General features: G+C 63.9%; 27 protein-coding genes and 1 tRNA gene. 12 read left to right on the forward strand and 16 right to left on the reverse strand.

What is annotated here, in order from left to right; all coding sequences use genetic code 11:
- Nucleotides 1–8: 8 nt before the first annotated feature.
- The 6 genes from Q1W26_RS20070 to pmbA all read right to left on the reverse strand — a co-directional run bounded on the left by Q1W26_RS20070 (nt 9) and on the right by pmbA (nt 6,006).
- Nucleotides 9–950 carry a nucleoside recognition domain-containing protein gene (locus Q1W26_RS20070; protein WP_300444195.1) on the reverse strand — a complete coding sequence of 314 codons (942 nt, stop codon included), beginning with the start codon at nt 948–950 and terminating at the stop codon, nt 9–11.
- Between the two features lie 89 nt (nt 951–1,039).
- Complete coding sequence (locus Q1W26_RS20075) at nt 1,040–1,774, reverse strand: LrgB family protein (RefSeq protein ID WP_300444198.1); 735 nt, start codon at nt 1,772–1,774, stop codon at nt 1,040–1,042.
- Nucleotides 1,771–2,121: a CidA/LrgA family protein gene (locus Q1W26_RS20080; RefSeq protein WP_300444201.1), complete on the reverse strand. Its 351-nt coding sequence runs from the start codon at nt 2,119–2,121 to the stop codon at nt 1,771–1,773. The genes Q1W26_RS20075 and Q1W26_RS20080 overlap by 4 nt, the downstream gene beginning before the upstream one ends.
- A gap of 105 nt (nt 2,122–2,226) precedes the next feature.
- Complete coding sequence (locus Q1W26_RS20085) at nt 2,227–3,330, reverse strand: TRAP transporter substrate-binding protein (RefSeq protein WP_300444212.1); 1,104 nt, start codon at nt 3,328–3,330, stop codon at nt 2,227–2,229.
- 166 nt (nt 3,331–3,496) lie between these two features.
- Nucleotides 3,497–4,600, reverse strand: coding sequence for a TRAP transporter substrate-binding protein (locus Q1W26_RS20090; RefSeq protein ID WP_300444221.1), 1,104 nt, complete (start codon nt 4,598–4,600; stop codon nt 3,497–3,499).
- Between the two features lie 65 nt (nt 4,601–4,665).
- The gene (gene pmbA / locus Q1W26_RS20095; protein WP_300444224.1) at nt 4,666–6,006 is read right to left on the reverse strand and encodes a metalloprotease PmbA; all 1,341 of its coding nucleotides are present in this window, start codon (nt 6,004–6,006) and stop codon (nt 4,666–4,668) included.
- 67 nt (nt 6,007–6,073) lie between these two features.
- On the opposite strand from pmbA, the gene yjgA reads away from it, so the two are divergent.
- Nucleotides 6,074–6,640: a ribosome biogenesis factor YjgA gene (yjgA, locus tag Q1W26_RS20100; RefSeq protein ID WP_300444235.1), complete on the forward strand. Its 567-nt coding sequence runs from the start codon at nt 6,074–6,076 to the stop codon at nt 6,638–6,640.
- Nucleotides 6,637–7,224 (forward strand): molybdopterin adenylyltransferase, encoded by a 588-nt coding sequence (gene mog, locus Q1W26_RS20105; RefSeq protein WP_300444238.1) that lies wholly within the window; start codon nt 6,637–6,639, stop codon nt 7,222–7,224. Before yjgA ends, mog begins: the two co-directional genes overlap by 4 nt.
- Before the next feature lie 27 nt (nt 7,225–7,251).
- Here mog and Q1W26_RS20110 read toward each other — a convergent pair whose 3' ends face one another.
- The 3 genes from Q1W26_RS20110 to msrP all read right to left on the reverse strand — a co-directional run bounded on the left by Q1W26_RS20110 (nt 7,252) and on the right by msrP (nt 9,542).
- The gene (locus Q1W26_RS20110) at nt 7,252–7,857 is read right to left on the reverse strand and encodes a cold shock and DUF1294 domain-containing protein (RefSeq protein WP_300444241.1); all 606 of its coding nucleotides are present in this window, start codon (nt 7,855–7,857) and stop codon (nt 7,252–7,254) included.
- An 80-nt stretch (nt 7,858–7,937) separates the two neighbouring features.
- Nucleotides 7,938–8,606 carry a protein-methionine-sulfoxide reductase heme-binding subunit MsrQ gene (locus tag Q1W26_RS20115; protein ID WP_300444243.1) on the reverse strand — a complete coding sequence of 223 codons (669 nt, stop codon included), beginning with the start codon at nt 8,604–8,606 and terminating at the stop codon, nt 7,938–7,940.
- A 15-nt stretch (nt 8,607–8,621) separates the two neighbouring features.
- Nucleotides 8,622–9,542 carry a protein-methionine-sulfoxide reductase catalytic subunit MsrP gene (msrP, locus tag Q1W26_RS20120; protein ID WP_300444246.1) on the reverse strand — a complete coding sequence of 307 codons (921 nt, stop codon included), beginning with the start codon at nt 9,540–9,542 and terminating at the stop codon, nt 8,622–8,624.
- Nucleotides 9,543–9,851: 309 nt separating this feature from the next.
- Between msrP and surE the strand changes: the two genes are divergently transcribed.
- The 5 genes from surE (at nt 9,852) to arsC (ending at nt 13,761) form a co-directional block, all read left to right on the forward strand.
- Nucleotides 9,852–10,595, forward strand: a complete 744-nt coding sequence (surE, locus tag Q1W26_RS20125; protein ID WP_300444249.1) for a 5'/3'-nucleotidase SurE — start codon at nt 9,852–9,854, stop codon at nt 10,593–10,595.
- Nucleotides 10,592–11,251, forward strand: a complete 660-nt coding sequence (locus Q1W26_RS20130; protein WP_300444252.1) for a protein-L-isoaspartate(D-aspartate) O-methyltransferase — start codon at nt 10,592–10,594, stop codon at nt 11,249–11,251. Before surE ends, Q1W26_RS20130 begins: the two co-directional genes overlap by 4 nt.
- Nucleotides 11,252–11,265: 14 nt before the next feature.
- Nucleotides 11,266–12,282 carry a peptidoglycan DD-metalloendopeptidase family protein gene (locus Q1W26_RS20135; RefSeq protein ID WP_300444255.1) on the forward strand — a complete coding sequence of 339 codons (1,017 nt, stop codon included), beginning with the start codon at nt 11,266–11,268 and terminating at the stop codon, nt 12,280–12,282.
- A gap of 149 nt (nt 12,283–12,431) precedes the next feature.
- Nucleotides 12,432–13,367, forward strand: coding sequence for an RNA polymerase sigma factor RpoS (gene rpoS, locus Q1W26_RS20140; RefSeq protein WP_300444258.1), 936 nt, complete (start codon nt 12,432–12,434; stop codon nt 13,365–13,367).
- Between the two features lie 43 nt (nt 13,368–13,410).
- Nucleotides 13,411–13,761, forward strand: coding sequence for an arsenate reductase (glutaredoxin) (arsC, locus tag Q1W26_RS20145; protein WP_300444261.1), 351 nt, complete (start codon nt 13,411–13,413; stop codon nt 13,759–13,761).
- Here the strand turns inward: arsC and mltB are convergent.
- Genes mltB through Q1W26_RS20165 form a run of 4 tightly spaced genes read right to left on the reverse strand, consistent with a single transcriptional unit; the run spans nt 13,758 to nt 18,604 of the window.
- Nucleotides 13,758–14,786: a lytic murein transglycosylase B gene (gene mltB, locus Q1W26_RS20150; protein ID WP_300444266.1), complete on the reverse strand. Its 1,029-nt coding sequence runs from the start codon at nt 14,784–14,786 to the stop codon at nt 13,758–13,760. The genes arsC and mltB overlap by 4 nt on opposite strands.
- The gene (locus tag Q1W26_RS20155; protein ID WP_300444268.1) at nt 14,783–16,720 is read right to left on the reverse strand and encodes a DUF3488 and transglutaminase-like domain-containing protein; all 1,938 of its coding nucleotides are present in this window, start codon (nt 16,718–16,720) and stop codon (nt 14,783–14,785) included. Before Q1W26_RS20155 ends, mltB begins: the two co-directional genes overlap by 4 nt.
- Nucleotides 16,701–17,687, reverse strand: a complete 987-nt coding sequence (locus tag Q1W26_RS20160; RefSeq protein ID WP_300444270.1) for a DUF58 domain-containing protein — start codon at nt 17,685–17,687, stop codon at nt 16,701–16,703. Before Q1W26_RS20160 ends, Q1W26_RS20155 begins: the two co-directional genes overlap by 20 nt.
- Entirely contained in the window at nt 17,687–18,604 is a 918-nt protein-coding gene (locus tag Q1W26_RS20165; protein WP_300444273.1) for an AAA family ATPase, read from the reverse strand. Before Q1W26_RS20165 ends, Q1W26_RS20160 begins: the two co-directional genes overlap by 1 nt.
- A gap of 178 nt (nt 18,605–18,782) precedes the next feature.
- Here Q1W26_RS20165 and Q1W26_RS20170 point away from each other — a divergent pair, with 178 nt between their 5' ends.
- The 3 genes from Q1W26_RS20170 (at nt 18,783) to bamC (ending at nt 21,956) form a co-directional block, all read left to right on the forward strand.
- Nucleotides 18,783–19,709: a histone deacetylase family protein gene (locus Q1W26_RS20170; RefSeq protein WP_300444276.1), complete on the forward strand. Its 927-nt coding sequence runs from the start codon at nt 18,783–18,785 to the stop codon at nt 19,707–19,709.
- A gap of 160 nt (nt 19,710–19,869) precedes the next feature.
- Nucleotides 19,870–20,748 carry a 4-hydroxy-tetrahydrodipicolinate synthase gene (gene dapA, locus Q1W26_RS20175; protein ID WP_300444278.1) on the forward strand — a complete coding sequence of 293 codons (879 nt, stop codon included), beginning with the start codon at nt 19,870–19,872 and terminating at the stop codon, nt 20,746–20,748.
- 44 nt (nt 20,749–20,792) lie between these two features.
- Nucleotides 20,793–21,956: an outer membrane protein assembly factor BamC gene (gene bamC, locus Q1W26_RS20180; RefSeq protein WP_300444281.1), complete on the forward strand. Its 1,164-nt coding sequence runs from the start codon at nt 20,793–20,795 to the stop codon at nt 21,954–21,956.
- Nucleotides 21,957–22,100: 144 nt separating this feature from the next.
- Here the strand turns inward: bamC and Q1W26_RS20185 are convergent, their stop codons facing one another.
- Nucleotides 22,101–22,388 carry a hypothetical protein gene (locus Q1W26_RS20185; protein WP_300444284.1) on the reverse strand — a complete coding sequence of 96 codons (288 nt, stop codon included), beginning with the start codon at nt 22,386–22,388 and terminating at the stop codon, nt 22,101–22,103.
- A gap of 173 nt (nt 22,389–22,561) precedes the next feature.
- The gene (locus Q1W26_RS20190) at nt 22,562–23,689 is read right to left on the reverse strand and encodes a cupin domain-containing protein (RefSeq protein WP_300444287.1); all 1,128 of its coding nucleotides are present in this window, start codon (nt 23,687–23,689) and stop codon (nt 22,562–22,564) included.
- Between the two features lie 78 nt (nt 23,690–23,767).
- Here Q1W26_RS20190 and rlmD point away from each other — a divergent pair, with 78 nt between their 5' ends.
- A complete protein-coding gene (rlmD, locus tag Q1W26_RS20195) occupies nt 23,768–25,066 on the forward strand; it encodes a 23S rRNA (uracil(1939)-C(5))-methyltransferase RlmD (RefSeq protein WP_300444289.1) in 1,299 nt (432 codons plus the stop codon).
- Nucleotides 25,067–25,123: 57 nt separating this feature from the next.
- Here the strand turns inward: rlmD and Q1W26_RS20200 are convergent, their stop codons facing one another.
- A complete protein-coding gene (locus Q1W26_RS20200; protein WP_300444291.1) occupies nt 25,124–25,810 on the reverse strand; it encodes a Bax inhibitor-1/YccA family protein in 687 nt (228 codons plus the stop codon).
- A 148-nt stretch (nt 25,811–25,958) separates the two neighbouring features.
- Between Q1W26_RS20200 and Q1W26_RS20205 the strand changes: the two genes are divergently transcribed.
- Nucleotides 25,959–26,046: transfer RNA gene (locus Q1W26_RS20205), tRNA-Ser, on the forward strand.
- Nucleotides 26,047–26,062 lie beyond the last annotated feature (16 nt).

A 26,062-nucleotide genomic window follows, 5' to 3' on the forward strand; every position in this document is an offset into this window, starting at 1 on the left:
CTTTCTGGTCAGCCGATCAGCATGTGTCCGGCCATGCGGACGATGAGCCCGACCACGGCGCCGCAGGCGGCCGGCTTCCAGACATCGGCGACGCGCCGACCGGCGGAGAGCAGCACGGCAACGCCGGGGAGATCGAGGGGGTGGATCAGCAGGCCGGCGCTGGCGCCGTTGAGGGTGGCTGGGGTGGCCGTGCCGGCACGCAGCATTTCGTCCATGACACCCATCATCGCGGTGCCGCCTGCCAGGAATTTGGTGAGGGTAGGCAGGATCAGCGCCGGGTCGGCGCCGACGGCCAGCAGCAGCGGAGCGAGCAGGGCTGTCAGCGCGTCCAGGGCACCGAGCCGGCGCAGGGCCAGCACCACGGTGAGCGACAGGACCAGCATGGGAATGGAGCCGACGGCGATCTTGAAGGCTTCGGCGCCGGCCCGGTTGATCACGTCGAGCACGCCCTTGGCGTTTTCTGCCACCGGGTGGTGGAGGGTTTCGTCCACCGTGTGTTCGATGGCGGAGAGCGTGCGCCCGAAGATGTAATACGTGGCGGCTGCGGCGACCAGCCCACCGACGATCGACCAGCCGAGGACGATGCCGAAGTGCAGGCCCATGGCCGCCATCGGCATCGAGACGTTGGCCTGGGCCATGGCCATCACCATGGCCAGCGTGGCGGCAATGTGGCGGCTCGAGGCGCCGCGCTGGTCCATCATGGCCAGCGTGGCCACTGGCGCGGCAAAGCTCACGAAGTTGATCTGCAGTGCGGCGAAGCCGCCGAGGCCGGTGAGGCCCAGCGGGCGCAGAACCGGGGCGAGGCGGGCAACCACCCAGTCGAGCACGCCGCGGGCTTCGAGCAGGCGCATCAGCGACAGCATGACGACCATCACCGGCAGCAGCACAAAAAACGATAGCTCGACCGCTGAACGGCCGGCTCGCAGGATTACGTCGATCAACAAGTCCATGGGAGGCTTACTGCAGATGAGGCAAGGGCTCCGATTATCAGTGCCCTTGCGGGTGGTCACAAACTGGGGGGTTACCTGACCGGTATGGGCTACCTGAGCAGCGGGGCCAGCAGGGGCAGCAGCCAGGGCAGGGTGAGGGCGGTGAACAGGCCGTTGATGCCCATCGCCAGCGCGGCAAACGCGCCGGTTTGTTCGCTGAGTTGAAAGGCCCGGGCGGTGCCGATGCCGTGGGAGGCGAGCCCCATGGCAAAGCCGACGCTGGCTTCATCCTTCACGCCGAGGCACCGAAGGATGCCGGTGGCGAATATGGCACCGAAGATTCCGGTGAGGATGACGAACACCGCCGTGAGCGATGCCAGCCCGCCGAGGCGTTCGGCAATGCCCATTGCGATGGGGGTGGTGACTGACTTGGGGGCCAGTGAGGCCAGGGTCGGGGCGCTTGCGCCCAGCCATGCGCCGATGGCATAGGCCGACAGCCCCGCGACGAGGGAACCGACCACGAGCGCGACGATGAGCGGCCCGCTCATGGCGAGGAGCCGCTTGAGCTGGGCGTGCAGTGGCACGGCGAGGGCGACGGTGGTCGGCCCGAGCAGGAAATGCACGAACTGGGCGCCGTCGAAATAGCGCTGGTAGGGCGTGCCGGTGGCCAGCAGCAGGGCGACCAGGATGCTCACCGAGATCAGCACCGGATTGACTGCCGGATGCCCGCCGGACTTGCGGTGCAGGAATACGGCCAGCAGGTAGATCGCCAGGGTGAGGGTCAGCCACAGCAGGGGCTGGGCGGAGAGGTAAACCCAGATTTCCGTCATGCTGTCGGGCGTCATTGCGCGTCCTTCTTGTGGCGGGTGAGCCGGTGCAGCGTGAGGCCGGCGGCAACAATGCCGAGCACGGTGCTGGCCACGAGGGCGATGGCGATCGGCCAGGCTTCATCGGCGAGCCGGCCCACGTGGAGCATGACACCGGTGCCGGCCGGCACGAACATCAGCGAGAGGTTCTGCAGCAGGGTGCCCGATGTATGGCGCAGGGGCTCGCCCGGCCCCCGGCGGATGATCAGCCAGACGAGCAGGAGCGCCATGCCGATGACCGGGCCGGGAACCGGCAGGTGAAGGGCAACGCGCAGGGCTTCGCCGGCGAGCTGGAAAGCGAGGAGGGTGGCGAGAGCGGCAATCATGGCTGGCGCTGGGTTTTGGGGGCGGGAAGCGAATGGTCTCAAAAAACCTTCACAAAGAAAAAGAGCCGCGCGAGGCGCGGCTCTTCGGTGCCGGGGCTGACGGGCTTATTTCTTGGCGGCCTTGGCGTTGCGGTTTGCCTGTTGCATGAAGTTGTCGTAGCGGTTTTCGGCTACGGCGAACCATTGCAGCTGGTCTTCGCGGAATTTCTTCCAGGGTTCGTAGATCTTCTTGAACTTGGGGTTCTTGGCCGCGGTTTCTTCGTAGAGCTCATGGGCGGCCTTGTAGGCGGCAGCCATGACGTCGTTCGGGAAGGGGCGCAGCTGGGTGCCGGACCCGACGAGTTGCTTGAGGGCGTTCGGGTTTTTGGCGTCGTAGCGGGCCTGCATTTCGGCGTGGGCGTAGAGGCAGGCATCTTCCAGGATGGTCTGGTATTCCTTCGGGAGGGAGGCCCACTGCTTCTGGTTTACATACAGGGAGATCTGCGGGCCGCCTTCCCAGAAACCCGGGTAGTAGTAGTACTTGGCAACCTTATTGAAGCCGAGCTTCTGGTCGTCGTAGGGGCCGATCCATTCGGCGGCGTCGATGGTGCCTTTTTCGAGCGCCGGGTAAATGTCGCCGCCCGGAATTTGCTGGGGCACGACGCCGAGTTTGGCGAGCACCTGCCCGGCAAAGCCGCCGCAGCGGAACTTGAGGCCCTGCAGGTCTTCAACGGTCTTGATTTCCTTGCGGAACCAGCCGCCCATCTGGGCGCCCGTATTTCCGCAGGGGATGTTGTAGATGTTGTATTCCTTGAAGAACTCGCGGAACAGCTCGAGGCCGCCGCCGTCCATCATCCAGGCCGTTTGCTGGCGGCTGTTGAGGCCGAACGGAATGGCGGTGTCGAGAGCGAAGGTGGGATCTTTGCCGACAAAATAGTAGGAGCAGGTGTGGCCGCATTCGACGGTGCCATCCTTGACGGCATCCATCACGCCGGGGCCCGGAACGATTTCACCAGCCGCGAAGACCTGGATCTGGAACTTGCCGCCCGTGGCTGCGGCTACGCGCTTGGCTACCACGTCGGCGCCGCCGAAGATGGTGTCGAGGCTCTTCGGGAAGCTCGAGGCCAGGCGCCATTTGATGGTCGGCAACTCGGCTGCAAGTGCAGGTGCTGCAACAACTCCGGCAGCAACGCCGGCGCTGGCTTTTTTCAGAAATGAACGTCGTTCCACTTTGTCTCCTTTTTATTGCGCTGCGAAAGTTGAATCGATTATTGATGAGGCCCGGGGAGCCCTGACATTACGGAAAACCCTATGCTGCTTTGCGGAAAAAACGATGCTTGATACGGGTGCTCATGCCGGTCCCGCCGGGGTTTGCCCGGCGGGGCTGTTTCGATGATTACTTCTTGGCGCGTGCGGCGTTGTGGCGTGCGGCCTGCATGAAGTTGTCGAAGCGGTTTTCGGCCACGGCAAACCATTGCAGTTCTTCGTCGCGGAATTTTCTCCAGTGATCGTAAATCTTCTTGAACTTCGCGTTCTTGGCCGCGGTTTCTTCGTAGATTTCGTTGCTGGCCTTGTAGGCTGCGTTCATCACGTCATTGGGGAAGGGGCGCAGTTGGGTGCCGGCGCCGATCAGCTGCTTGAGTGCCGTGGGGTTGCGTGCATCGTAACGGGCCTGCATTTCGGCGTGGGCATACAGGCAGGCGTCTTCCAGGATGGTCTGGTATTCCTTGGGCAGCTCGGCAAACTTCTTGGCGTTGATGTACATGGAGAGCTGGGCGCCGCCTTCCCAGAAACCCGGGTAGTAGTAGAACTTGGCGACGCGGTTGAAGCCGAGCTTCTGGTCGTCGTAGGGCGAGACCCATTCGGCGGCGTCGATGGTGCCTTTTTCGAGCGAGGGGTAAATGTCGCCCGCGGGGATTTGCTGAGGAACGACGCCTAGCTTGGCGAGCACCTGACCGGCAAAGCCGCCGATACGGAACTTGAGGCCCCTGAGGTCTTCAACGGTCTTGATCTCCTTGCGGAACCAGCCGCCCATCTGGGTGCCGGTGTTGCCACAGGGAATGTTGTAGATGTTGTAATCCTTGAGGAATTCGCGCATCAGCTCAAGTCCGCCGCCGCTCAGCAGCCAGGCGCTGTGCTGGCGGCTGTTGAGGCCGAAGGGGATGGCGGTATCGAAGGCGAAGGTGGGATCCTTGCCGATGAAGTAGTAGGACGCCGTATGGCCGCATTCGACGGTGCCGTCCTTGACCGCATCGAGCACGCCGGGGCTGGGTACGATCTCGCCGGCGGCGAAGAGGCTGATCTGGAATTTGCCGCCTGTGGCTGCAGCCACGCGCTTGGCGACGGTTTCGGAGGCGCCGAAGATGGCGTCCAGGGTTTTCGGGAAGCTTGAAGCCAGACGCCACTTGATGGTGGGCAGTTCGCTGGCCAGGGCCGGAGCGGCCGCGGCGCCAACGGCAATACCAGCGCCGGCCTGTTTCAGGAAGGAACGCCTTTCCATGATGTTTCCTCTTCTTTCTGTTTGACGAACGGTAAAGCGAATCATTCGGGCTGGATCCGCCGGGCTCAGGCGCCGGCGACGGTCATGCGGTCGACGAGAATCGAGCCACAGTGCTTGGAGCCGCGCACCAGCACATCGGAGCCGATTTCCTGGATGCCCATCAGCATGTCCTTCAGGTTGCCGGCGATGGTGATCTCGTGCACCGGGTACTGGATGATGCCGTTTTCGACCCAGAAGCCGGCCGCACCGCGGGAGTAGTCGCCGGTGACGTAATTGACACCGTGGCCGAGCAGCTCGGTGACGAGCAGGCCGCGGTCCATCTGTTTGAGCAGGCCGTTGAGATCGTGCTGGCCGGGCTTGACCAGCAGGTTGTGGCTGCCGCCGGCATTGCCGGTGGTCGTCATGCCGAGCTTGCGGGCCGAGTAGGTGCTGAGGAAATACCCCTGCAGCACGCCGTCGATGATGATCTCGCGGTCTTTCGTGGCCACGCCGTCGTCGTCGAAGGGGCTGCTGGCGAAGGCCTTGGCCAGATGCGGACGTTCGGAAATCTGGATGTGCGGGCGGAAAACCGGCTTGCCCAGGCTGTCCATCAGGAAGGTGGATTTGCGGTACAGGGCGCCGCCGCTGACCGCATGCACGAACGCGCCGATCAGGCCTGCAGCCAGCGGGGCTTCGAAAAGCACCGGCACTTCGCAGGTGGGAATCTGCCGGGCGCCGAGGCGGGCCAGGGCGCGACGGGCGGCAAAGGTGCCGATTTCGTCGGCGGGGGCCAGTTCGGAGGGGTCGCGCTTGGTGGTGTACCAGTCGTCCCGCTGCATGTCGTCGCCTTCGCCGGCGATCACCGAGCACGACAGGTAGTGCCGCGAGCTGGCGTAGCCGCCCATGAAGCCGAGGCTGTTGGCCGAGATGAAGTGGGATTCCTGCATCGAGATGCTGGCCCCTTCCGAGTTGCGGATCTCGGGGCTTACCGCAAAGGCTGCCTGCTCGCAGCGACGGGCGATTTCGATGGCTTCCTCGACCGGGATTTTCCACGGGTGGTACAGATCGAAATCGGGGAACTCCCTGGCCAGCAGCGCTTCGTCGGGCAGGCCGGCGGCGGGGTCGGGGGCGGTGAAGCGGGCGATCGACACGGCTGCGTCGACGGTGGCCTTGAGGGCGTTTTTCGAGAAATCGGAAGTGCTGGCGTAGCCGCGCTTCTGGCCGTCGTAGATGGTGACGCCAACGCCCTTGTCGCGGTTGTATTCGATGGTGTCCACCTCGTCGCGGCGGACGCTGACGGACTGGCCGAAGCCCTCGGAGACATCGACCTCGCAGGATGTCGCGCCGCGCTTTCTGGCGAAATTGAGAATGTCCTCGGCGATGGTCTTGAGTTTGTCCTGAGTGAAGCTAAAACGGGTGTCGGCCATGGCTTTCCGGGTTGAGGCTGGGCTAAAGGCTATAATCTTACCCTCACAGAGCACTTCACGCGCCCAGATGGCCAAGCACAAATACTCCCCAGACGAAGAATACGATGGTCCCAGCAAGTCGCAACTCAAGCGCGACAGCACCGCCCTGCAGGATCTCGGCCGCGAACTGGCCGAACTTGGCAAGGAGCGGCTGGCCAAGGTGCCCATCGACGAGGATCTTCGCGATGCGGTCAAGGATTACCAGCGTTTCACAGCCCACGAGGCCAAGCGCCGACAACTTCAGTACATCGGCAAGTTGATGCGCAACGTCGATCCCGAACCGGTTCGCGCTGCGCTGGACGCCTTCAAGGGTGTTTCGGCGGTCGAGACGGCCAGGATGCACAAGCTCGAGGCCCTGCGCACCAAACTGATCGAAGACGAGAAGACGCTGCACGGCATCGCCGAAGCCCATCCGGGCGTCGACCTGCAACAGCTTCGCGTGCTGCGTCGCAACGCGATCAAGGAAAAAGAAGCCAACAAGCCGCCGCGCGCCTATCGCGAATTGTTCCGCGTGCTGCGCGAACTGGAGGAAGGCGGCGCCGCAGCGGGTTCCGGGGCCTTCGACGAGGAAGACGAAGCTGGGGACGAGGCATGAGCGAAACCCTGAGGATCGGCCTTGTTTCCATCAGCGACCGCGCTTCCAGCGGCGTGTATGAAGACAAGGGCATTCCGGCCCTGCAGGCGTGGTTCGGCAAGGCCCTGGCGTCGCCGTGGATCATGGAAACCCGCCTGATTCCCGATGAACAGGCGGACATCGAGGCTACGTTGATCGAACTGTGCGATGTGGCCGGCTGCAACCTGGTGCTCACCACCGGCGGCACCGGCCCGGCGCCGCGCGACGTGACACCCGAAGCCACGCTGGCCGTGGCACACAAGGTGATGCCCGGTTTTGGTGAACAGATGCGCCAGATCAGCCTGGCTTTTGTGCCCACCGCGATCCTGTCGCGGCAGGTGGGCGTGATCCGCGGCCAATCCTTGATCCTCAACCTGCCCGGCCAGCCCAAGGCCATCGCCGAAACGCTGGAAGGCTTGAAGGACGCCGACGGCAATCAGAAGGTGCCCGGCATCTTTGCCGCCGTGCCTTACTGCATCGACCTCATCGGCGGGCCTTACGTGGAAACGAACGACGCGGTGGTCAAGGCGTTTCGGCCGAAATCGGCGATCCGGACTAAGGGCTGAACTTGAGGAGCGGGCCTGGCCCGCGTGTCAGGCCCCGCCGAAAACGGTGTGCAGACCTGCTCTGGCAATCACACCGAGAGCCGCGCAGTTGAGTGCCACCGTCATCCAGAACACCCGCCGGAATGAAACCTTGCGGGTTTTGTGGCGATACCTGCGCTGCGCCAGCAGCGCCCCCGGCCAACCGCCGATCAGTGCAAACAGGTGCAGGGTGTTCTCGGGTGTCCGCCATCTGCCGCTCTCGGCGGAAATTTTGTCCCAGAGGTACATGACGAAGGCGAGGACGCTGGCGACGGCGTAAAAGCCGAGCACCGCGAATGGCAATGCGCCGCGTACGCAGGCCGCGGCGAGTGCAAGGACGAAAACCCCGAGCAATACCATCGGCAGCGCGCTGTCGCCCTGCTGCGCCGCCGCCGCAGGCCTGGCTGCTCCTGCAAAGGCGACATTCCCTGCGCGCGCCCGGCCGTTGGTGTCGAGTTGTAATTCGTAGGTCAGCAGCACATTTTCGGCTGGCCGCCGGTGGCGCGACGGGAAGGACTTGATATGCACAAAAACCCGCTCACTGCCTCCGTTCGGAGTGATGAAGCCGAAGCCTTTGTCGTCGTTCCATTGGGTGAGTTTGCCTTGGTAGCGCATGGGGAGTGATGGACAGGCTGGCTATCCCGGATTTTTTGAACCGCGATTCTAATCGCATCCGGGATCTTTCCGTTTTCGTCTCACTTCGCGAATATCTTGATCACCTTGCCTTCGAACTTCGGTTTGGGCAGGTAGCCGCCGGCAAGCTGCTTCCGTCGTTCCTGTTCGCGCCACCAGGCCCGAATTCCGAGCAGCGCCACGGTGATGACCGTATAGACCAGCGGCCAGGTCACGTCCTTCTTTACCAGCCACCAGAAGTGCACGCAGCCGAGGATCGCGATGGGGTAGATCGCGCGGTGCAGGCTTTGCCAGCGGCGTCCGCCGAGTTTGCGGATGGCGTAGTTGCTGGACGTGACGGCCAGCGGAAGCATTAGCATCAGCGCGGCGAAGCCGACGGTGATGAAGGGGCGCTTGATGATGTCCCTGGCAATCGCCTCCCAGTCGAAGAACTGGTCGAGCCAGACATAGGTGAGCAGATGGCTGACGCCGTAGGCGAAAGTGAACAGGCCGAGCATGCGGCGCAGGCGGATGAGCCAGTGCCAGCCGGTGTATTTGCGCAGCGGCGTTACGGTGAGGGTGATCAGCAGGAAGCGCAGGGTCCATTCGCCCAGGCTGCGGGTGATCGTCTCGATGGGATTGGCGCCGAGGGTGTCGAGTTCGAAGCCGCGCCACAACAAAAATGCGGGAATCAGGCAGACGAGGAAGAGCGCGCTCTTGATGGCGGACAGTTGCGGGGAGCTGGGTGTCATGGCAGGGGCGGGTAATCAGAAGAAGCGGCGTAGATCCATGCCGGAATACATCGCGGCGACCTGGTCGGCGTAGCCGTTGTACATCAGGGTTTTGCGCTTGGTGAATTCACCGATGCGACGTTCGGTGGCCTGGCTCCAGCGCGGGTGGTCCACGTCCGGATTGACGTTGGAGTAGAAACCGTACTCCGACGGGCCGGCCTTCATCCAGGCGGTGACGGGCTGTTTTTCCAGGAGGCGGATGGCAACGATGGATTTGCCGCTCTTGAAACCGTATTTCCACGGCACGACCAGGCGCACCGGCGCGCCGTTCTGCACCGGCAGCACGTCGCCGTAAAGGCCGACGGCAAGGAGCGTGAGCGGGTGGCGGGCTTCGTCGAGGCGCAGGCCTTCGGTGTAGGGCCAGTCGAGCACACCACGGGTCATGGTGGTCTTGTCGTAGTGGGAAACGAATTCCACGTATTTGGCGCTGCCCTGCGGATCGGCCTGTTTGAGCAGCGTGGCCAGCGGAATGCCGACCCACGGAATGACCATCGACCAGCCCTCGACGCAGCGCATGCGGTAGATGCGTTCTTCGAGCGGGGCGAGCTTGAGGATTTCCTCGATACCGAAGGTGCGCGGCTTGTTGACCAGGCCCTCGATGCGAAGCTGCCATGGCGCAGGTTTGAGGCGATGGGTGTTCTCGGCCGGGTCGGATTTGTCGGTACCGAGTTCGTAGAAGTTGTTGTAAGTGGTAACGGCCTTGCGTGAAGTCTGGCCTTCGGCGGTGCTCAGCGGGCTGGCCACGAGCGGGCCGAGGGCCGCGTGGGCATGGCCGGCCGGCAGCGCGGTGGCGAGTGCCAGGCCGCCTGCCTGGGCGATGAAGCGGCGGCGTGCCCGGTAGACGTCCGGGGCGGTGATCTCGGAGGGCAGGATGTCGGCAGGGGAGCGGATCAGCATGGCGGCGAGTCCAGTAAAGTGTGTGCTTTAGCGGTAGACGATACAGCGGCCCGGAAATTACGCAGGCGGCAGATTATTTTTCCGTCGGAGCGGCTTCGCTGCAGACCGCATTCCTGCCGGATCGTTTCGTATTGCGTCGGCGGGCTTGCTGCCGCGGTTTGCGCCTAGCAGGCGCCAAGCCGACTCTGCTAAACTCAGCGACTGTTCAAGGTCTTCCGCACGCTGCCGTCAAACCGGGTCTTGCCCAGTTCGGGATGCGCGTTTCGCGAGCCTGCATCCTTTCCCGCAAAGCCTGATTCCGGTTCCCCCATGCGTATTCTGCTGAGCAACGACGACGGTTATTTTGCCCCCGGTCTTCAGGCCCTTGCTGCCGCCCTCTCCGATGTGGCCAAGATCGATGTAGTGGCGCCGGAGCGTGACCGCAGCGGCGCGAGCAATTCGCTCACGCTCGATCGTCCGCTGTCGCTGCGCAGGGCGGCCAGCGGTTTTCACTACGTCAATGGCACCCCCACCGATTGCGTGCATCTGGCTGTCACCGGCATGCTCGACGAGTTGCCGGACATGGTGGTGTCGGGCATCAACCATGGTGCCAACATGGGCGACGACACGATCTACTCGGGCACCGTCGCTGCGGCCACCGAAGGTTTTCTGCTCGGTGTGCCGGCCATCGCGATTTCCCTGGTTGCCAAGGGTGCGTCCGATTTTTCCGGCGCAGCGCGTATCGCCCGCGAGCTGGTCGAGCGTTATCAGCGCGATCCGGTACGCCAGCCCACGCTGCTCAACGTCAATGTGCCCGACCTGCCCTTCGACCAGATCAAGGGCATCCGGGTGACCCGCCTCGGCAAGCGCCACAAGGCCGAGCCGGTGATCAAGTCCACGACGCCGCGCAACGAAACCGTTTATTGGGTCGGCGCGGCCGGCGGCGCGCAGGATGCCGGTGAGGGTACTGATTTTCATGCGGTGGCCAACGGCTACGTGTCGGTCACGCCGCTGCAGATCGACCTGACCCACGTCGGCCAGATCGCCGGCATTCGGGACTGGCTCGCCCAATGACCAGCGAGGTTCTGCGGACGGCCCTTGCAAGCTGCCAGCGGGCCCGGGCGCGAATGATCGAGCGCCTGCGCGAGCAGGGCGTGCGTGACGAGCGGGTGCTTGCCGCCATGATGGCGGTGCCGCGCCAGCTGTTCGTCGAGGAGGCCCTGGCCTCGCGCGCCTACGAAGACACGGCTTTGCCGCTCGGCCTGCAGCAGACCATCTCCCAGCCCTTCGTTGTGGCGCGGATGATTGAACTGCTGCGCGCCGGCCGCGAACTCGGCAAGACGCTCGAGGTGGGCACCGGCTGTGGCTACCAGGCCGCGGTGCTGTCCCATGTGGCCACCGAGGTGTATTCGGTCGAGCGCCTCCGCCCGCTGCTCGACCGGGCCCGGGCCAATCTGCGCCACCTGCGACTTCCCAACGTGCGCCTGAAACATGCTGACGGTAGCGTTGGCCTGCCGGAAGCGGCGCCTTTCGATACGATCATTGTTGCTGCGGCTGCGCCCAAGGTGCCCCCCGCACTGACCGAACAACTCGCCGAAGGCGGGCGGCTGATCCTTCCGGTGGGCACCGCGGAGCAGCATCTCGTGCTCATAGAGCGCACGCCCCGCGGCTTCCGAGAAACACGCCTGAGTGCAGTGCGCTTCGTGCCGCTGTTGCCCGGCACTGAATGATTGACCCCTAACGAATGATGTTGTCCCGTTTCAGCCTCGCCAGCGTCCTGATCGCCCTTTCCGTGGCCGGTTGTGTCACCAAGTCGCCCGCCCCGGTCAGCGAGCGGGTTCGTCCCGGCGCCCCGGCGCAGGCAGACGCTCCGGCCGAGCCGCCGCGCGTTGCGCGTCCCGGCTACTACATCGTCAAGCCTGGCGACACACTCATCCGCATCGCGCTTGACCAGGGCCAGAGCTACCGCGACATCGCCACCTGGAGCGGGCTGGAGAACCCCAACCTGATTGAGGTCGGGCAGGAACTGCGCGTTCGCCCGCCCGAATCCCGGGCTGTTGCACGGCCGGTAAATGGCAACTCGGGCGTTGAAGTGCGTCCGGTGGTGCAGCCAGGCAGCGTGGCGGTTGCGGTGCCGGCCGACGGGCTGCGTCGCGAGCCCAGGGGCGGCAAACTGCCGTATTCCGAGCAGGCCTGGGCTCAGGCCCAGAAGCCCGAGGCGCCGGTGGTGGTGGCCAAGGTGGAGCCGAAGCCGGAACTCAAGCCCGAGCCGAAATCCGAACCCAAGCCCGATGTGAAGCCCGATGCGAAAGCCGACGGCAAGATCGTGGCCAAGCCTGACGCGAAGGCCGAGCCCGTCAAGACCGAGCCCGCGAAGCCTGCAAACGGCGACGACAAGATCGAGTGGGGCTGGCCGGCTTCCGGCAAGGTCATTGCCGGTTTCAACGAAACCTCCAGCAAGGGTGTCGACCTCTCCGGCAAGCCGGGCGACCCGGTGCTGGCTGCCGCTGGCGGCAGGGTTGTTTATGCCGGTACGGGTCTGCGCGGATATGGCAAACTCGTGATCGTCAAACACGACAACAGTTTTCTCAGTGCCTACGCCCACAACCAGAGCCTGCTGGTCAAGGAAGGCCAGGCGGTGAGCAAGGGCCAGAAGATCGCCGAGCTGGGCGATACGGACAGTGACCGTCCCAAGCTGCACTTCGAGATTCGCAGGCAGGGCAAGCCGGTCGATCCGGGCAAGTACCTGCCGTCCCGCTGAGTTTCGGGGGGCGGATGATGCGGTGCGGTGCTGGAATAAAATCAGTAACACACCGGACACCCCGTGGCAGGGGGTGATGAGTAAAGTCCGGAAAGGCGCGGTGCCTTACCGGCCCGCCTGTATTGTTCCGATAACGCAGAGAGGGCTTCATGTACGAACCGGCAGCGCCTGAAGAACTGGATAGCACCGAACCGGACCTGCCCCCGGAGGTCGAGGTTTTCCTCGAAGCGCCGGCACCCTCGGTCGATTCCGACTTTCTCGGTGATGTCACCCAGCTTTATCTGAACGAAATCGGCGCCAACCCGCTGCTGACCGCCGAAGAAGAGCTGGCCCTGTCACGCAAGGTTCGCGAAGGCAATTTTGCGGCGCGCCAGAAGATGATCGAGCGCAACCTGCGCCTCGTCGTCAATATTGCCAAGCATTATCTCAATCGTGGCATACCGCTTCTCGACCTCGTCGAGGAGGGCAATCTGGGTCTGATCCACGCCCTCGAAAAGTTCGATCCGGAACGCGGCTTCCGTTTTTCCACCTATGCCACGTGGTGGATTCGCCAGAATATCGAGCGGGCGATCATGAACCAGTCGCGCACCATCCGCCTGCCGGTGCACGTGGTGAAGGAGCTCAACCAGGTGCTGCGCTGCCAGCGTCAGCTTGAAGCTGCCAGCAACGGCGATACCAGCATCGAAGACGTGGCCCGCCGGCTTGATCGTTCGGTGGCCGATGTGCGTGCCATCCTCGCCCTCAACGAGCACACCGCGTCCCTCGACGCACCGCTGGATATCGATCCCAGCCTGTCCATCGGCGAATCCCTTGCCGATGATTCCGCCGATACGCCCGATGTCCAGATCCACGATCTCGAAGTGGGTAACCTGGTGCGGGACTGGATCAACCAGCTGAACGAAAAGCAGCGCATGGTCATCCGCCATCGCTACGGCATCGACGAGTGCGAGGTGCAGACCCTCGAGGAGCTGGCCGACAGCCTCGAACTGACCCGCGAACGGGTCCGTCAGATCCAGCTCGAAGCCCTTGGTCAGTTGCGCCGCATCATCAAGCGGCGGGGCGTGTCGAAGGATGTCCTGCTTTAGCTCGCCGTCGCCCGCTCCAACAAAAGCCCCCGGAAGTCATCCCATGAGCGAAACCGTTCGCGTGTATCACAACGCCCGTTGCAGCAAGAGCCGTAGCGCCTGCCAGTTGCTGGAGGGCAGGGGCGTGACGCTGGAAATCATCGAATACCTGAAAAGCCCCCCGAGCCGTGATGAACTGGCGGATGTGCTGAGAAAGCTGCGCATGTGTGCCGCTGACATCGTCCGCAAGGGCGAGGATGTTTTCAAATCCGACTACGCGGGCCGCGAACTCAGCGAGGACGAATGGCTGGATGCGCTGGTGGCGCACCCCATTCTGATCGAACGGCCGATTGTCGTGCGTGGCGAGCGGGCGGTGATTGGTCGCCCGCCTGAAAAGGTGCTGGAACTCTTCTAGCGCCTTGCCGAGGCCGCCGTCCTGGCGGCCTTTACCGCTTCACCCAGCTGGAACACCGACATGGCGTAGAAGCTGCTGCGGTTGTAGCGGGTGATCACGTAGAAGTTCTGGTAACCAAGCCAGTATTCGCTGTCTTCGCCGGGTGTGACCAGTTCGATGAAGGCTGCCTTGCCGGCGGGTTCGGTGCCGTCGGCGGTCTTTACGCCGTGGCTGGCCAGGCTGGCGGCGTCGAAGTTCGGGTTGATGTCGTTGGCGATCAGCGGGGGCAGGTTGGCATCGGTGCCGATGCTGGCGAGCTTCGTCACCGGGGCGCCGGCTTCCCATCCGTGCATCTGCATGTAGCGGGCGACGCTCCCGATGGCGTCCTTCGGGCTGTTCAACAGGTCGATCTGGCCGTCGCCGTCAAAATCGACCGCGTAGTTACGAACGCTGCTGGGCAAAAACTGGGGCAGGCCGAGCGCACCGGCGTAGGAGCCCTGGTAGTCCAGCGGATCGCGGTGCTGTTCACGGGCCATCAGCAGCAGGTTTTCCAGCTCGCCACGAAAGAGTTCGGCACGCCTGGGGTAATCGAAGGCGAGCGTGGCCAGCGCGGAAACCGCCGAGAAATTGCCGGTGTTGCGTCCGTAGATGGTTTCGACGCCGATGATTCCGACGATGATTTCTTCCGGCACACCGTATTTTTCGCTGGCCGCCCGGATCGTGTTCTGGTGACGATCCCAGAAAGCCACGCCGGCCTTGATGCGTACAGGTTCGATGAAACGACCGCGATAGCGCTGCCAGGAGCGCACGCCGACGGGGTCTTTGGGCGGCGAGATGTACTTGATCACCGACGGCAGGTATTCGGCGCGGCGGAAGATGAAGGTCAGGGCGTCCTTGTCGAAGCCGTGCTTTTGCTGCATTTCCTCGATGAACAGCTGGGCTTCCGGTCGGTCGGCGTAGCGTTGGGCTGCGTGGCTAGCGGTGGTTGCGAGCAGGCCGGCGAGCAGGGAGAGCGCGAGGCGCAGTCGGGGTGAGGCGGTTTTCATCGGGGACGGAAATTCTTGATGGAGTGGTGGAAGCGTCGGCTTTGAAGCGGATCTGCGGTGGCTGGGCCGTAGCGCAGGCGGGCGTAGTCGGTGGCGAGGGAGGTGAGTGTTTCGGCCAGGTCGGGACGTTGGCGGGCGAGGCGGTGCGCGTAATCGAGCGGCCCTTCCCAGGCGTCGCGAGGCAAACCGATGCTGGCGAGGCGCCGGCAAAGCAGGGCCCAGCTGCGGTCGATGGCGTCGGCCGAACTGCGCCTGCGCAGCGCCCAGAGGGTGAGCCCGCCCATCACGATGAGGCTGCCTCCGCCCATGAGCGCGGTGAGGGTTTGCCAGTCGGGTTGGCCAAAGCCGAGGCCGCTGAGCAACTCTTTTTGGCGCGCGGGATTGTACCCGAGAACCCATTGGTTCCAGCTGTTGTTGAGGGCGTCGAGACGGTTGCGCAGGCCGTGCAGCCAGGCCAGGTCGGCCCTCAGCATGAGCGGCAGGCGGGTGCTGTCGGGCAGGGCCGCGGCGAGCCCGTTTTCAATGCGCTGGGGCGCGCTGGCCGCCGTGGGGTCGATGCGAATCCAGCCGCGCCCGGGGAGCCAGGCTTCGGTCCAGGCGTGGGCGTCGGATTGGCGGATGACGAGGGTGCCGTCCACCGGGTTGATCTCGCCGCCCTGGTAGCCCGTTACGACCCGGGCCGGGATGCCGGCGGCGCGTAGCGTAACAACGAACGCTGCGGCGAAGTGCTCGCAAAAGCCCTGTTTTGTGTCGAACAGGAAGCTATCCACGTCGTCGCGGCCGAGGGGCGCGGGCTCGAGGGTGTAGCTGAGCCGGCTCTGGCGGAAGTGGGCGATGGCGAGGGCTGGAATGTCCGCCGGGTTTTTTGCTTCGGCGCGCAGGCGCTGGCCGAGTTCGCGGGTGCGCGGATTGAAGCCCGGTGGCAGCGCAAGCGCCGCGCGCAGGTTGAACACGGTTTCTTCCACGCCAACCGGCGTGTGCGGATAGGACAGCAGCGTGACGCGCTGGCGGTTCTGCACCGGCTCGCGGGCCAGAAGCTGGTAGTCGTCGGTAAAGCGCAGGCCGGGTGTGGCCGCGGGAAAATCCAGCGCCAGCAGCCAGTGATTGTTGTGGGCTTCGAGGGTCAGCGTGTAGGGGTAGGCGATGCCCTGCGGGCGGTAGGCGGGCTGCTCGCCGCTGCGCAGCGGGCCGCTGCGCCAGGTGTGGCCGTCGAAGCGGGTCAGTACCGGTCCGCGCCAGTAGCGCTCGGCGGGGGGCGGTGGATCGCCTTCGAAGCGGGCCCGGAAGGCGATGGCGCCGGATTCGCCGAGCCGTGCAAAATCGCCCGGCGCCATGCTGTCGGAAAGCCCTCCAACCCGGTTGTAGGCATCCGCCGGCAAACCCCACAGCGGCCCCTGCACCCGCGGGAACAGCACGAACAGCACGAGCATCAGCGGCAGGCCTTGCAGTATCAGCCGGGCCGCCGCAAGGGCGCGGGCCCTGGGCGGCTCGGCGAAACCCTGCAGCGCCAGCAGGCTGGCGACGGTGGTGATCGTGCCGATAAAGGCCAGTGCGGCGATTGCCATGTTCTGCTGGTAGAGAAATTGCCCAAGCTGCATAAAGAAGCACAGCAGCACCACGGCCCGGCCATCGCGAACGCTGCGGGTTTCGAGGAGCTTGAGGCTGAGCAGTCCGGCCAGCAGGGCGATGCCGGGTTCCTTGCCGAAGAGGTGGTGAAACTCGATAAGCACGATCGCCACGATGGTGGCCGCCAGCGCCATCAGCAGGGCGCGGTGGGGCAGCGCCCGGCCGCCATGGACAAGAGTGCCGCGCCACGCGAGCAGCAGCGTGCAGATGGCGGAGAGGGCCAGTGGCAGGTGCGCTGTGTGGGGCAGGAGCGTGATTGCCGCGCTGGCCATCAGCCAGCCGGCCTGATCAGGGCGCAGGCTGCTCATCGGAGGCTCCGAACAGGGCGAGGGCGCTGAGACAGGCGTGGCGGTGGGCGGCTCCGCGGGCCGGGTGGAATTCCGTGCCGGGCAGGCGCAGGCCGTAATCGACGCCGCTTGCGTCGGCGTCGATGACCCAGCGGGCAAGTCGTGACAGGCGGGCGTCCAGGCCGAGGTTCGCCGGCAGTCCCTGCCAGTCGAGCCACACCGATTGACTGCCGGCCCCGGCAAATTGCTTGGTGCGCCACGGCCCGCCACGGGCGACGCTCTTCCATGCCACGTGGCGCGGCGAATCAGCCGGCTGGTGGTGGCGCAGGCCGGCGAAATCGTCCTGCCCGTGGCCGTGCGCGCCGGGGCCTGGCCGAGTGTCGTCGCCGAAGGGAAGCGGCGGCGCATCGGTTTCGGGGGCCGGATAGACGAGGCAGCGCAAGTCCGGCTGAAACAGGCTCCAGGCGCGGATCAGCCCCAGTGGATGGCGGGTTTCGAGGCTGAGCCGCGGAAGTCTCAGCCAGCCGCGGGTGGTGGCGGGAATGATGATTTCCTGCGTGCTTGTGCTCTCGGGCAGGAGGCTGAACGGTGGCGCGCGCAGGGTTGGCGACCGGGTGGGAAACAGCTCGAGGCCGAGGCGCGGGCGCAGGCTGGCGTTGTGCAGCAGGATGCTGAAGTGCGCCGGGCTGCCGCAGAAGACGGCCTCACTGCGACCCGGCGAAATCGCAAGATCCACAAGGTTGCGAAAGGCGTGGTGGATGCTGATCCACGCCACGCTGCCGATCAGGAAGGTGAGGCCGAAGCCGAGGCTCAGGGCGTAGTTGATCGAGGCCAGCAGCATCACCAGCAGCGTGAGCCCCAGCGCCAGCCCGAAGCCGGTGGGCAGCACGAAAATGCGCCTTTGCCCCAGGCGGATCGGCGCGGGCTCGGGGCCGCCGACGCGGAACAGCCAGCGCTGCAGGCGAACGCGGATGCCGGCCAGCGTCATCAGGGCAGCGCCACCGCCTCGATCAGCCGGCACACCAGGCGCTCGGGCGGCAGCGGTGTTTCATCCGCGGCCCGCAGGCGATGGCCGGCGACAGCCGGCAGCACGGCCTGCACGTCCTCCGGAAGTACGTGATCACGGCCTGCCATCAGCGCCCAGGCTCGCGCTGAGGCAAGCAGGCCGAGACCGGCGCGGGGCGACAGTCCGACGGCAAAGCCGGCACCTTCACGGCTGTGGGCCAAGAGGGCCTGGACGTAGTCGAGCAGGCGGGGCCCCACGTGAACGGCGCGGGTGGCGGCGAACAGGGTGTCGAGTTCGCCAGGCTTCAGCTCGGTGGGCAGCCGGGCCAGCATCTCCCGGCGGTCGTCGCCGGCCAGCAGGGCGCGCTCGGCGGCCCGGTCCGGATAACCGAGCGAGATGCGCATCAGAAAGCGGTCGAGCTGGCTTTCGGGCAGCGGAAAGGTGCCGATCTGGTCGGCCGGGTTCTGGGTGGCGATCACGAAGAAAGGCTCGGGCAGCGGCCAGGTGCGGCCCTCGGCGCTGATCTGGTGCTCCTCCATCGCCTCAAGCAGGGCGCTCTGGGCTCTGGGGGTGGCGCGGTTGATCTCGTCGGCCAGCACCAGCTGGGCGAATACCGGCCCCGGATGGAAGCGGAAGGCGCCCTCTCTTTGATCGAATACCGATACCCCGACGATATCGGCCGGCAGCATGTCGCTGGTGAACTGGATGCGCTGGAACTGCAGCCCGAGCAGCCGCGCGAGGACGTGGGCGAGGGTGGTTTTGCCGACGCCGGGGATGTCCTCGATCAGCAGGTGCCCCCGGGCGAGGATGCAGGCGAGGGCGAGACGCACCGCGTGCTCTTTGCCGAGAATGATCCGGCTGGCGGCGTCGGTGAGTCGGTGGGCAGTGTGAATCGGCATGGCGCAGGCTTTTTTCAGGGGCGGGTTAAGTGGATAATGATTCCACAACAGCATGTCAGGCACCGGTTTCCGGGCAAGTCTCCATATGCATGGAGTCTGTGCAGGTAATCGGGTTCGCCTGGCAATGTGACAATCGACGCGCAAAAACGACGTATCGTGAGAGGGTAGGGGAGAGTTTATGACGAGTACCGCATTCATCACACACCGTGACTGCTGGCTGCACAACATGGGTGAGCATCACCCGGAATCGCCCGAAAGGCTTGCAGCGATCAACGATCGTTTGATCGCTGCCGGGCTTGATATGTATCTTTCGTTCCACGATGCCCCGCTGGCAACGGTCGATCAGGTTGCCCGTGCCCACCCCCGCGAGCACGTCGAGGAGCTTCTGGCCAGTGTGCCCGAGCATGGTATCCGCCACCTCGATCCGGACACCGCGGTCTGCCCGAGTTCGATGAAGGCGGCTCTCCGCTCCGCCGGGGCCGGCATCCTCGCAACCGATCTGGTGATGTCGGGTGAAGTCGAGAATGCCTTCTGCGCCATCCGCCCGCCCGGCCATCATGCCGAGGCAGCCAAGGCGATGGGCTTCTGCTTTTTCAACAACGTGGCGGTTGCGGCCCGCCATGCCCTCGAAGAACACGGACTCAAGCGTGTCGCGATTGTCGATTTCGATGTTCACCACGGCAACGGAACCGAGGACATCTTCAAGGACGATCCCCGCGTGCTGATGGTCAGTATCTTCCAGCATCCGTTCTATCCCTACAGCGGCGCCGACAACCCGGCTCCCAACATGGTCAACGTGCCGATCAAGGCCTGCTCGCGGGGTGACGTTTTCCGCGAGATCGTCACGAACATCTGGATGCCGGCCCTGCGCAATCACGAGCCGGAAATGATCTTCATCTCCGCCGGCTTCGATGCGCACTACGAAGATGACATGGGCTCGCTGGGCCTCGTCGAGGCCGATTACATGTGGGTCACCGAGCAGCTCAAGAAGGTGGCGGCCGAATCGTCCGGCCGGCGCATCGTGTCGATGCTCGAAGGCGGTTACTCGCTATCGTCTCTCGCGCGCAGCGTCGTGGCCCATATCAAGACCCTGGCAGATCTCTGATGTTCGTTGCGACCGGCTCCGCGTTTGCGGTGCCGGCGCTTTCTTCGATACCCGTTTGTGCCCTGTTCCTCCGGCTTTTCGTAACGGTACTTTGCATCCGTCTAGCCTTGCGGAAGTGATTGGGTACAATAGCCATCTTTACCTCTTTTCCCGACAGCCCATGATTACCGGTTCGATTGTCGCCATCGTCACGCCGATGCACGAGGATGGCAGCCTGGATATTGCCCGTTTCCGCAGCCTGATCGATTTCCACATCAAGGAAGGCACCGACGGCATCGTCGTTGTCGGTACTACCGGCGAGTCCCCGACGGTGAACGTGGAAGAGCACTGCGAACTCATTCGCGTCGCTGTCGAGCACTCCGCGGGGCGTACGCCCATCATCGCCGGAACCGGCGCCAACTCGACGCGCGAAGCGGTTGAACTGACCGAGTTTTCCCGTCAGGCCGGCGCCGTCGCCGGGTTGTCCGTGGTGCCCTACTACAACCGGCCGACCCAGGAAGGCATGTACCAGCACTTCCGCACGATCGCCGAGGCCAGCCCGCTGCCGATGATCCTGTACAACGTGCCGGGTCGCACCGTCGCGGATTTGTCCAACGACACCACCCTGCGCCTGGCCGAGATTCCCAACATCATCGGCATCAAGGACGCCACTGGGAGCATCGATCGCGCCTGCGACCTGATCGCCCGTGCGCCCAAGGATTTCGCGCTCTATACCGGCGACGACATGACCGCGATGGCCTTCATGCTGCTGGGTGGCCACGGAACCATCTCGGTTACCGCCAACGTGGCTCCGCGCCTGATGCACGAGATGTGCGTCGCAGCCATCAATTGCGACGGCCCGCGTGCCCGCGAGCTCAACGCAAAGCTGGTTGGCCTGCATCGCGATCTGTTCTGCGAAGCCAATCCGATTCCGGTGAAGTGGGCCGTCGAGCAGATGGGCCTCATCGGCAGCACCATCCGCCTGCCCCTCACGCGTCTTTCCGAGTCTTTCCACGCACGTGTTCGCGCGGCCGTGCGTCAGGCCGGCGTCGAAATTTGAATCTCTTGCCGTTGAGCGAGTCTTTCCCACCCCGAGGGTTACGCATGCAAAGCCGAATTCTGGCTTCCGGTGCGACGGTTTTCGTCGCGGTAGCACTTGCCGGATGTTCCGGTTCCTTGCTGGAATCGAAAAAAATCGACTACAAGAGTGCGGCGTCCGCACCGACACGGCCTTCCCTGGAGATTCCGCCTGATCTCACCGCACCGACTGCAGATGATCGTTATGCGGTGCCGGACGTGAGTCCCAAGGGTATCGCGACCTTCTCGGCCTACAGCGCCGAGCGTTCAGGTCAGCCGGCAGCGTCCGGTGCGGCCGCGGTGCCCGGCGTGGTCGCGCCGCAGTTCATCGACAAGATGCGGGTTGAGCGTTCGGGCTCCCAGCGCTGGCTCGTCGTGCAGGGCACGGCAGACAAGCTGTGGCCACAGGTTCGCGAGTTCTGGCAGGAAAACGGCTTCATTCTCAGTGTCGATCGTCCCGAGATCGGCGTCATGGAAACCGACTGGGCCGAGAACCGCGCCAAGATCCAGGACGACATCATCCGCCGCACGCTCGGCAAGGTGATCGACGGGCTCTACTCGACGCCCGAGCGGGACAAGTACCGCACCCGTCTTGAGACAGGTAGCGAGTCCGGTTCGGTGGAGATCTACATCAGCCACCGCGGCATGATGGAAATCTATCCGAACGAAGCCAAGGATCGTACGATCTGGCAACCCCGTGCGGCCGATCCCGAGCTCGAAGCCGAATTCCTGCAGCGCCTCATGGTGCGCCTTGGCGCTGATGAATCGCGGGCCAAGGCGCAGATCGCCGCGGTGCCCAAGGCCGACAAGGCGATGCTGCAGAGTGCGGCGGACGGTGCCTCGGCACTGCAGGTCCAGGAAGGTTTCGACCGTGCCTGGCGGCGTGTCGGCCTAGCCCTCGATAGGGTTGGTTTTACCGTTGAAGACCGCGATCGCACGCAGGGCATTTATTACGTGCGTTATGTTGATCCGGAAGCGGATGCCAAGAAGAAGGCTGACGAAGGCATTCTTTCGAAGCTCGCCTTCTGGCGCAGCGACAAGCCCCAGGTGGCGAGCGGCAGTCAATACCGCATCTACGTCAAGGGTGAGGATTCGGCATCGACGGTGAAGGTTCTGACCCGTGAAGGCGGAACGGATACCTCTGATTCGGCACGCAGGATTCTCGGGCTGTTGCACCAGCAATTGAAATAAGGGCGCCCAGCCGCATGCAAAGCAAAACGCCGGTTTTTCCGGCGTTTTTTATTACGTGTTTTGCACTGCGCTGTATTTCGCAGTATTTCTCTGGACGTAAAAAAGCCAACCCTCAGGTTGGCTTTTTTATCGCCTGCAGAAAAATTACTTCTTCTCGGCGGTAGCAGCGGCAGCAGCAGCGGCGTTTTCAGCGCTGTTGGCAGCGGCCGGAGCAGCGGCTTCAGCCGGCTTGGCATCAGCAGCCGGGGCGGCAGCTTCAGCGGGCTTGGCTTCGGCAGCCGGAGCAGCGGCCGGTGCAGCTTCAGCGGGCTTGGCTTCAGCAGCCGGGGCAGCAGCGGGGGCCGGAGCTTCGACGGGCTTCGGCTCTTCCTTCTTGCCGCAGGCGGTAACAGCGAGTGCAACGAGAGCAGCAACCAGGAGAGATTGTTTCATTGTTGGTTTCCCTTATCGATAAATGAAGTACAGCAAGCTAAATCCAGGAGCAATCAGGTGGGGAACCCGATCTGGCCCGAATGCTATCACGGAGGAAGTGCTTGAATAAAGACATTGTTGCGTTGCCGCAACAGGCTTGGACGGCTGTCAAGTACCCTCTCGCGCTTTTGAGCTTATTTCATCAAATTTTTTGATGGGTGTGCGAAGCCGCAGCAATACCAGTCGTAAAGGAGGGCTATTCCTTCTTCGGAAAGTCCGGCAATTGTGTCGAGGTCGCGCTTGTCTGCAAGCTGCTCGAAGATTGCCTGGTCTGCACCTTCGATCGGCACGGGTTCGCCGTTGATGAAGAACTGGCCGGCGGAAAACAGCAGCAGACTGCAGGCGTCGAGTCGGTACCCCTGGGCGCAGGCGTTAAGGAATTCTTCGTGCTCCAGGGGCTCGTCCGGGGAGTCGAAGAAGATGTGGGCTTTGGGCTCGGTGAGATAGACGCCGAGAAAGCTGCGGATGTCCTCACGGCTCCAGGTGATGCGCTGGAGGGTGTCGGCAACACGATCGATCATGGCTTCGCCGATCTGGGCCGAATGGGCCTGGTGTTTCAGGTCGGGGTCGGCGTAGATGCCGTCCAGTTGCAGGGTGTCCTGCAGGTAGATCAGGAATTGCTGGCCCAGCTCCTGGGTTGTGGGAGAGCGGAAGCCGATGGAATAAGTGGTGCATTCGCCGATGGCGATGCCGTTGTGGGCCCAGTGCGGCGGCAGGTAAAGCATGTCGCCCGGCTCGAGCACCCAGTCGTGGACGGGGCGGAAGTCCTGCAGGATCTTGAGCGGGGCATCCTCGATGAGCGCCCGGTCGTCCTGGTCGCTGATCAGCCAGCGACGCTGGCCGATGCCCTGGAGCAGGAAGACATCGTAGTTGTCGAAATGAGGGCCCACGCCGCCGCCATCTACGGCGTAGCTGACCATCAGGTCATCTAGGCGTGCCTGGGGGATGAAGTCGAAGCTGTGAAGGAGCTTGTCGCCATCAGGGCAGACGAGGTTGAGACCTTGCACCAGCACCGTCCAGGGCTGCTTCTTGCGCCGCAGGTCGGCTGCCTTTTGAGGGCCGTGGATGACTTCCCAGTGGGTGTCGTCGTGGGTGACGTAGCGGGATTCAACGTCAGGGTCGCGGGCGAGCGAGAACAGCTCGTCCTTCGAGAGCACGCCGCTGAAGCCGGGAACCGCCTGGCGAATGAGGAGCGGTTTTTTTTGCCAGTATTCGGCGAGGAATTCCTCGACCGACAGGCCGCCAAGAAGTGTTTTGATCATCGGGCAATTATAGCCTGCCGCCTTGCAATGGCCGGTCCCGCCGCTAAAATGGCCCCCTTCATTTCCGGACCCAAAGCCATGCGCGAAGCCGTCATCGAGTCACTGGACCACGAAGGGCGGGGTGTTGCCCGCGTCGACGGGAAGGCGATCTTTATCGAGGGCGCCCTGCCCGGCGAGCGGGTGACGTTTTCATCCTACCGGGTCAAGCCGAACTTCGAGCAGGCTGAAGTCGTGCGTGTGCTTTCGCCCAGTTCCCGCCGTGTCACGCCGCGGTGTCCGCATTTCGGTGTCTGCGGTGGCTGCAGCATGCAGCACCTGGAGCCCGATGCCCAGGTGGCAGCCAAGCAGCGGGTGCTCGAAAACGCGCTCTGGCACATCGGCCGGGCCAGGCCGGACGTAATCTATCCGGCCATCGTCGGCCCTGCCTGGGGCTATCGTTACCGGGCGCGGCTCTCGGTGCGGGTGGTGCCGGGCAAGGGTGGCTTGCTTGTCGGATTTCACGAGCGGCGCAGCAGCGCTGTGGCGCCCATGGAGAGCTGCGCAATCCTGCCGCCGCATGTCTCGGCGATGGTGCCGCGCCTGCGCGAGCTGCTAGCCGGGCTGTCGGTGCGGGAGGGTTTTCCGCAGATCGAGATTGCCGTTGGCGAAGGCCTTGTCGCGCTGGTCTTTCGCAACCTGCAGCCGCTCAGCGCTGCCGACGATGCCCGCTTTGCGGCCTTTGCCGAGGCCGAGAATGTGCAGGTATGGCTTCAGCCGGGCGGGCCGGATTCGGCCTTTCGTCTTTACCCGGTCGACGCGCCGGGGCTGGCTTACACCTTGCCGGAGTTCGGCGTGTCGATGGCCTTTCGGCCGACCGATTTCACGCAGGTCAACATGGACATCAACCGCCTGCTGATGCGCCGCACGATGCAGCTTCTTGACCCACGGCCGGGCGAACGCATTGCCGACCTGTTCTGCGGGCTGGGCAATTTCAGCCTGCCAATGGCCCGCCTGGGTGCCCGGGTGGTGGGTGTCGAAGGCAGCGAGGCGCTGGTGCGGCGTGCGGGTGAAAATGCGGCGGAGAACGGTCTTGCCGGGCGCTGCGAATTTTATGCAGCGAATCTCTTCGAAGCCACCGAAGACAGCCTGGCCGCCCTTGGCCCGCTGGACAAGCTGCTCATCGACCCGCCGCGGGAGGGTGCCCTCGCGGTGGTCAGGGCCCTCGGCGCAGCATCGCCCAGGCGCATCGTTTATGTGTCGTGCAATCCGGCAACGCTGGCCCGCGACTGCGCCGTGCTGATCAAGGAGAAGGGTTACACGCTCAAGGGCGCCGGTATCGCCAACATGTTCCCGCAGACCTCGCACGTGGAGTCGATTGCGCTTTTTGAGCGTGACTGACGGCAGCATTAAAAAAGGCGACCCGAAGGGCCGCCTTTTTTGTTGCGCTGAAAATGCTCAGTCGCGGTCGCCGCCAAAAGCCATGATGAGGTTCAGCAGGCTGGTGAAGACGTTGTAGACGTCCAGGTACACCGCCAGCGTGGCTGTCACGTAGTTGGTTTCGCCGCCCCGCACGATGTTGCTGATGTCGTAGAGGATGTAGCCCGAGAACAGCAGCACGACGGCCGCCGAGATCACCAGGTGCAGCACCGGCATCTGCAGGAAGATGTTGGCGACAACTGCCAGCAGGACGACCACCAGGCCAACGGTGAGGAACTTGCCCATGTTGGTGAAATCACGCTTCGACACGCTGGCAATGCCGGCCATCGTGGCGAAGATCGCGCCGGTGCCGCCCGCCGCCAGGGCGATCATCGAGCCGCCATTGGAGAAGCCGAGTGCTGCCTGCAGGATGCGCGACAACATCAGGCCCATGAAGAAGGTGAAGCCCAATAGCAGTGCGACGCCGAGGCCGTTGTTCTTGTTCTTTTCGATGCCATAGAAGAAGGCGAACGAAATTCCCAGGAACAGCGCAAAGGCGATGAACGGGCTGCCGGCCATGAACGAAAACTGCATTTGCACGCCCAGGAGCGCACCGGCAACGGTCGGCACCATGGTGAGTGCGAGCAGCATGTAAGTATTGCGCAGCACGCGGTTGGCGCTTTGCGACAAAACCTGCGTTTGCTGACCGTAAGTGTCGAGTTGCATGAAAATCCTCCGTATTGATATAAAGCAGTATGGCCTGCCGTGTTTGAGAGTATCCAAGGCCGGTTAAAGTTTCAACCATGAGTCATCACCTGCGCTCGCCCGGCCCGGCTTGGCAAGGCCGCGCGTCGTGTTAGAATGCGCGCCCTGTGGAGGTGTGGCAGAGTGGTCGATTGCACCGGTCTTGAAAACCGGCGGCCCGAAAGGGTCCGTGAGTTCGAATCTCACCGCCTCCGCCAGTTTTGATAAAAAGCC

Source organism: Zoogloea sp., assembly GCF_030157465.1.
Lineage (GTDB): Bacteria > Pseudomonadota > Gammaproteobacteria > Burkholderiales > Rhodocyclaceae > Zoogloea.

Bases quoted from the DNA above. Each gene is read 5' to 3' on its own strand.
- pmbA (WP_300444224.1), bottom strand. From the start codon at position 6,006: ATGGCCGACACCCGTTTTAGCTTCACTCAGGACAAACTCAAGACCATC.
- Q1W26_RS20130 (WP_300444252.1), top strand. From the start codon at position 10,592: ATGACCAGCGAGGTTCTGCGGACGGCCCTTGCAAGCTGCCAGCGGGCC.
- Q1W26_RS20160 (WP_300444270.1), bottom strand. From the start codon at position 17,687: ATGACGCTGGCCGGCATCCGCGTTCGCCTGCAGCGCTGGCTGTTCCGC.
- Q1W26_RS20115 (WP_300444243.1), bottom strand. From the start codon at position 8,606: ATGACACCCAGCTCCCCGCAACTGTCCGCCATCAAGAGCGCGCTCTTC.
- Q1W26_RS20185 (WP_300444284.1), bottom strand. From the start codon at position 22,388: ATGAAACAATCTCTCCTGGTTGCTGCTCTCGTTGCACTCGCTGTTACC.
- Q1W26_RS20165 (WP_300444273.1), bottom strand. From the start codon at position 18,604: ATGCCGATTCACACTGCCCACCGACTCACCGACGCCGCCAGCCGGATC.
- rpoS (WP_300444258.1), top strand. From the start codon at position 12,432: ATGTACGAACCGGCAGCGCCTGAAGAACTGGATAGCACCGAACCGGAC.
- dapA (WP_300444278.1), top strand. From the start codon at position 19,870: ATGATTACCGGTTCGATTGTCGCCATCGTCACGCCGATGCACGAGGAT.
- Q1W26_RS20200 (WP_300444291.1), bottom strand. From the start codon at position 25,810: ATGCAACTCGACACTTACGGTCAGCAAACGCAGGTTTTGTCGCAAAGC.
- Q1W26_RS20080 (WP_300444201.1), bottom strand. From the start codon at position 2,121: ATGATTGCCGCTCTCGCCACCCTCCTCGCTTTCCAGCTCGCCGGCGAA.
- yjgA (WP_300444235.1), top strand. From the start codon at position 6,074: ATGGCCAAGCACAAATACTCCCCAGACGAAGAATACGATGGTCCCAGC.
- surE (WP_300444249.1), top strand. From the start codon at position 9,852: ATGCGTATTCTGCTGAGCAACGACGACGGTTATTTTGCCCCCGGTCTT.
- Q1W26_RS20155 (WP_300444268.1), bottom strand. From the start codon at position 16,720: ATGAGCAGCCTGCGCCCTGATCAGGCCGGCTGGCTGATGGCCAGCGCG.
- Q1W26_RS20170 (WP_300444276.1), top strand. From the start codon at position 18,783: ATGACGAGTACCGCATTCATCACACACCGTGACTGCTGGCTGCACAAC.
- rlmD (WP_300444289.1), top strand. From the start codon at position 23,768: ATGCGCGAAGCCGTCATCGAGTCACTGGACCACGAAGGGCGGGGTGTT.
- Q1W26_RS20075 (WP_300444198.1), bottom strand. From the start codon at position 1,774: ATGACGCCCGACAGCATGACGGAAATCTGGGTTTACCTCTCCGCCCAG.
- Q1W26_RS20090 (WP_300444221.1), bottom strand. From the start codon at position 4,600: ATGGAAAGGCGTTCCTTCCTGAAACAGGCCGGCGCTGGTATTGCCGTT.
- Q1W26_RS20070 (WP_300444195.1), bottom strand. From the start codon at position 950: ATGGACTTGTTGATCGACGTAATCCTGCGAGCCGGCCGTTCAGCGGTC.
- arsC (WP_300444261.1), top strand. From the start codon at position 13,411: ATGAGCGAAACCGTTCGCGTGTATCACAACGCCCGTTGCAGCAAGAGC.
- Q1W26_RS20110 (WP_300444241.1), bottom strand. From the start codon at position 7,857: ATGCGCTACCAAGGCAAACTCACCCAATGGAACGACGACAAAGGCTTC.
- mltB (WP_300444266.1), bottom strand. From the start codon at position 14,786: ATGAAAACCGCCTCACCCCGACTGCGCCTCGCGCTCTCCCTGCTCGCC.
- Q1W26_RS20135 (WP_300444255.1), top strand. From the start codon at position 11,266: ATGATGTTGTCCCGTTTCAGCCTCGCCAGCGTCCTGATCGCCCTTTCC.
- bamC (WP_300444281.1), top strand. From the start codon at position 20,793: ATGCAAAGCCGAATTCTGGCTTCCGGTGCGACGGTTTTCGTCGCGGTA.
- msrP (WP_300444246.1), bottom strand. From the start codon at position 9,542: ATGCTGATCCGCTCCCCTGCCGACATCCTGCCCTCCGAGATCACCGCC.
- Q1W26_RS20190 (WP_300444287.1), bottom strand. From the start codon at position 23,689: ATGATCAAAACACTTCTTGGCGGCCTGTCGGTCGAGGAATTCCTCGCC.
- mog (WP_300444238.1), top strand. From the start codon at position 6,637: ATGAGCGAAACCCTGAGGATCGGCCTTGTTTCCATCAGCGACCGCGCT.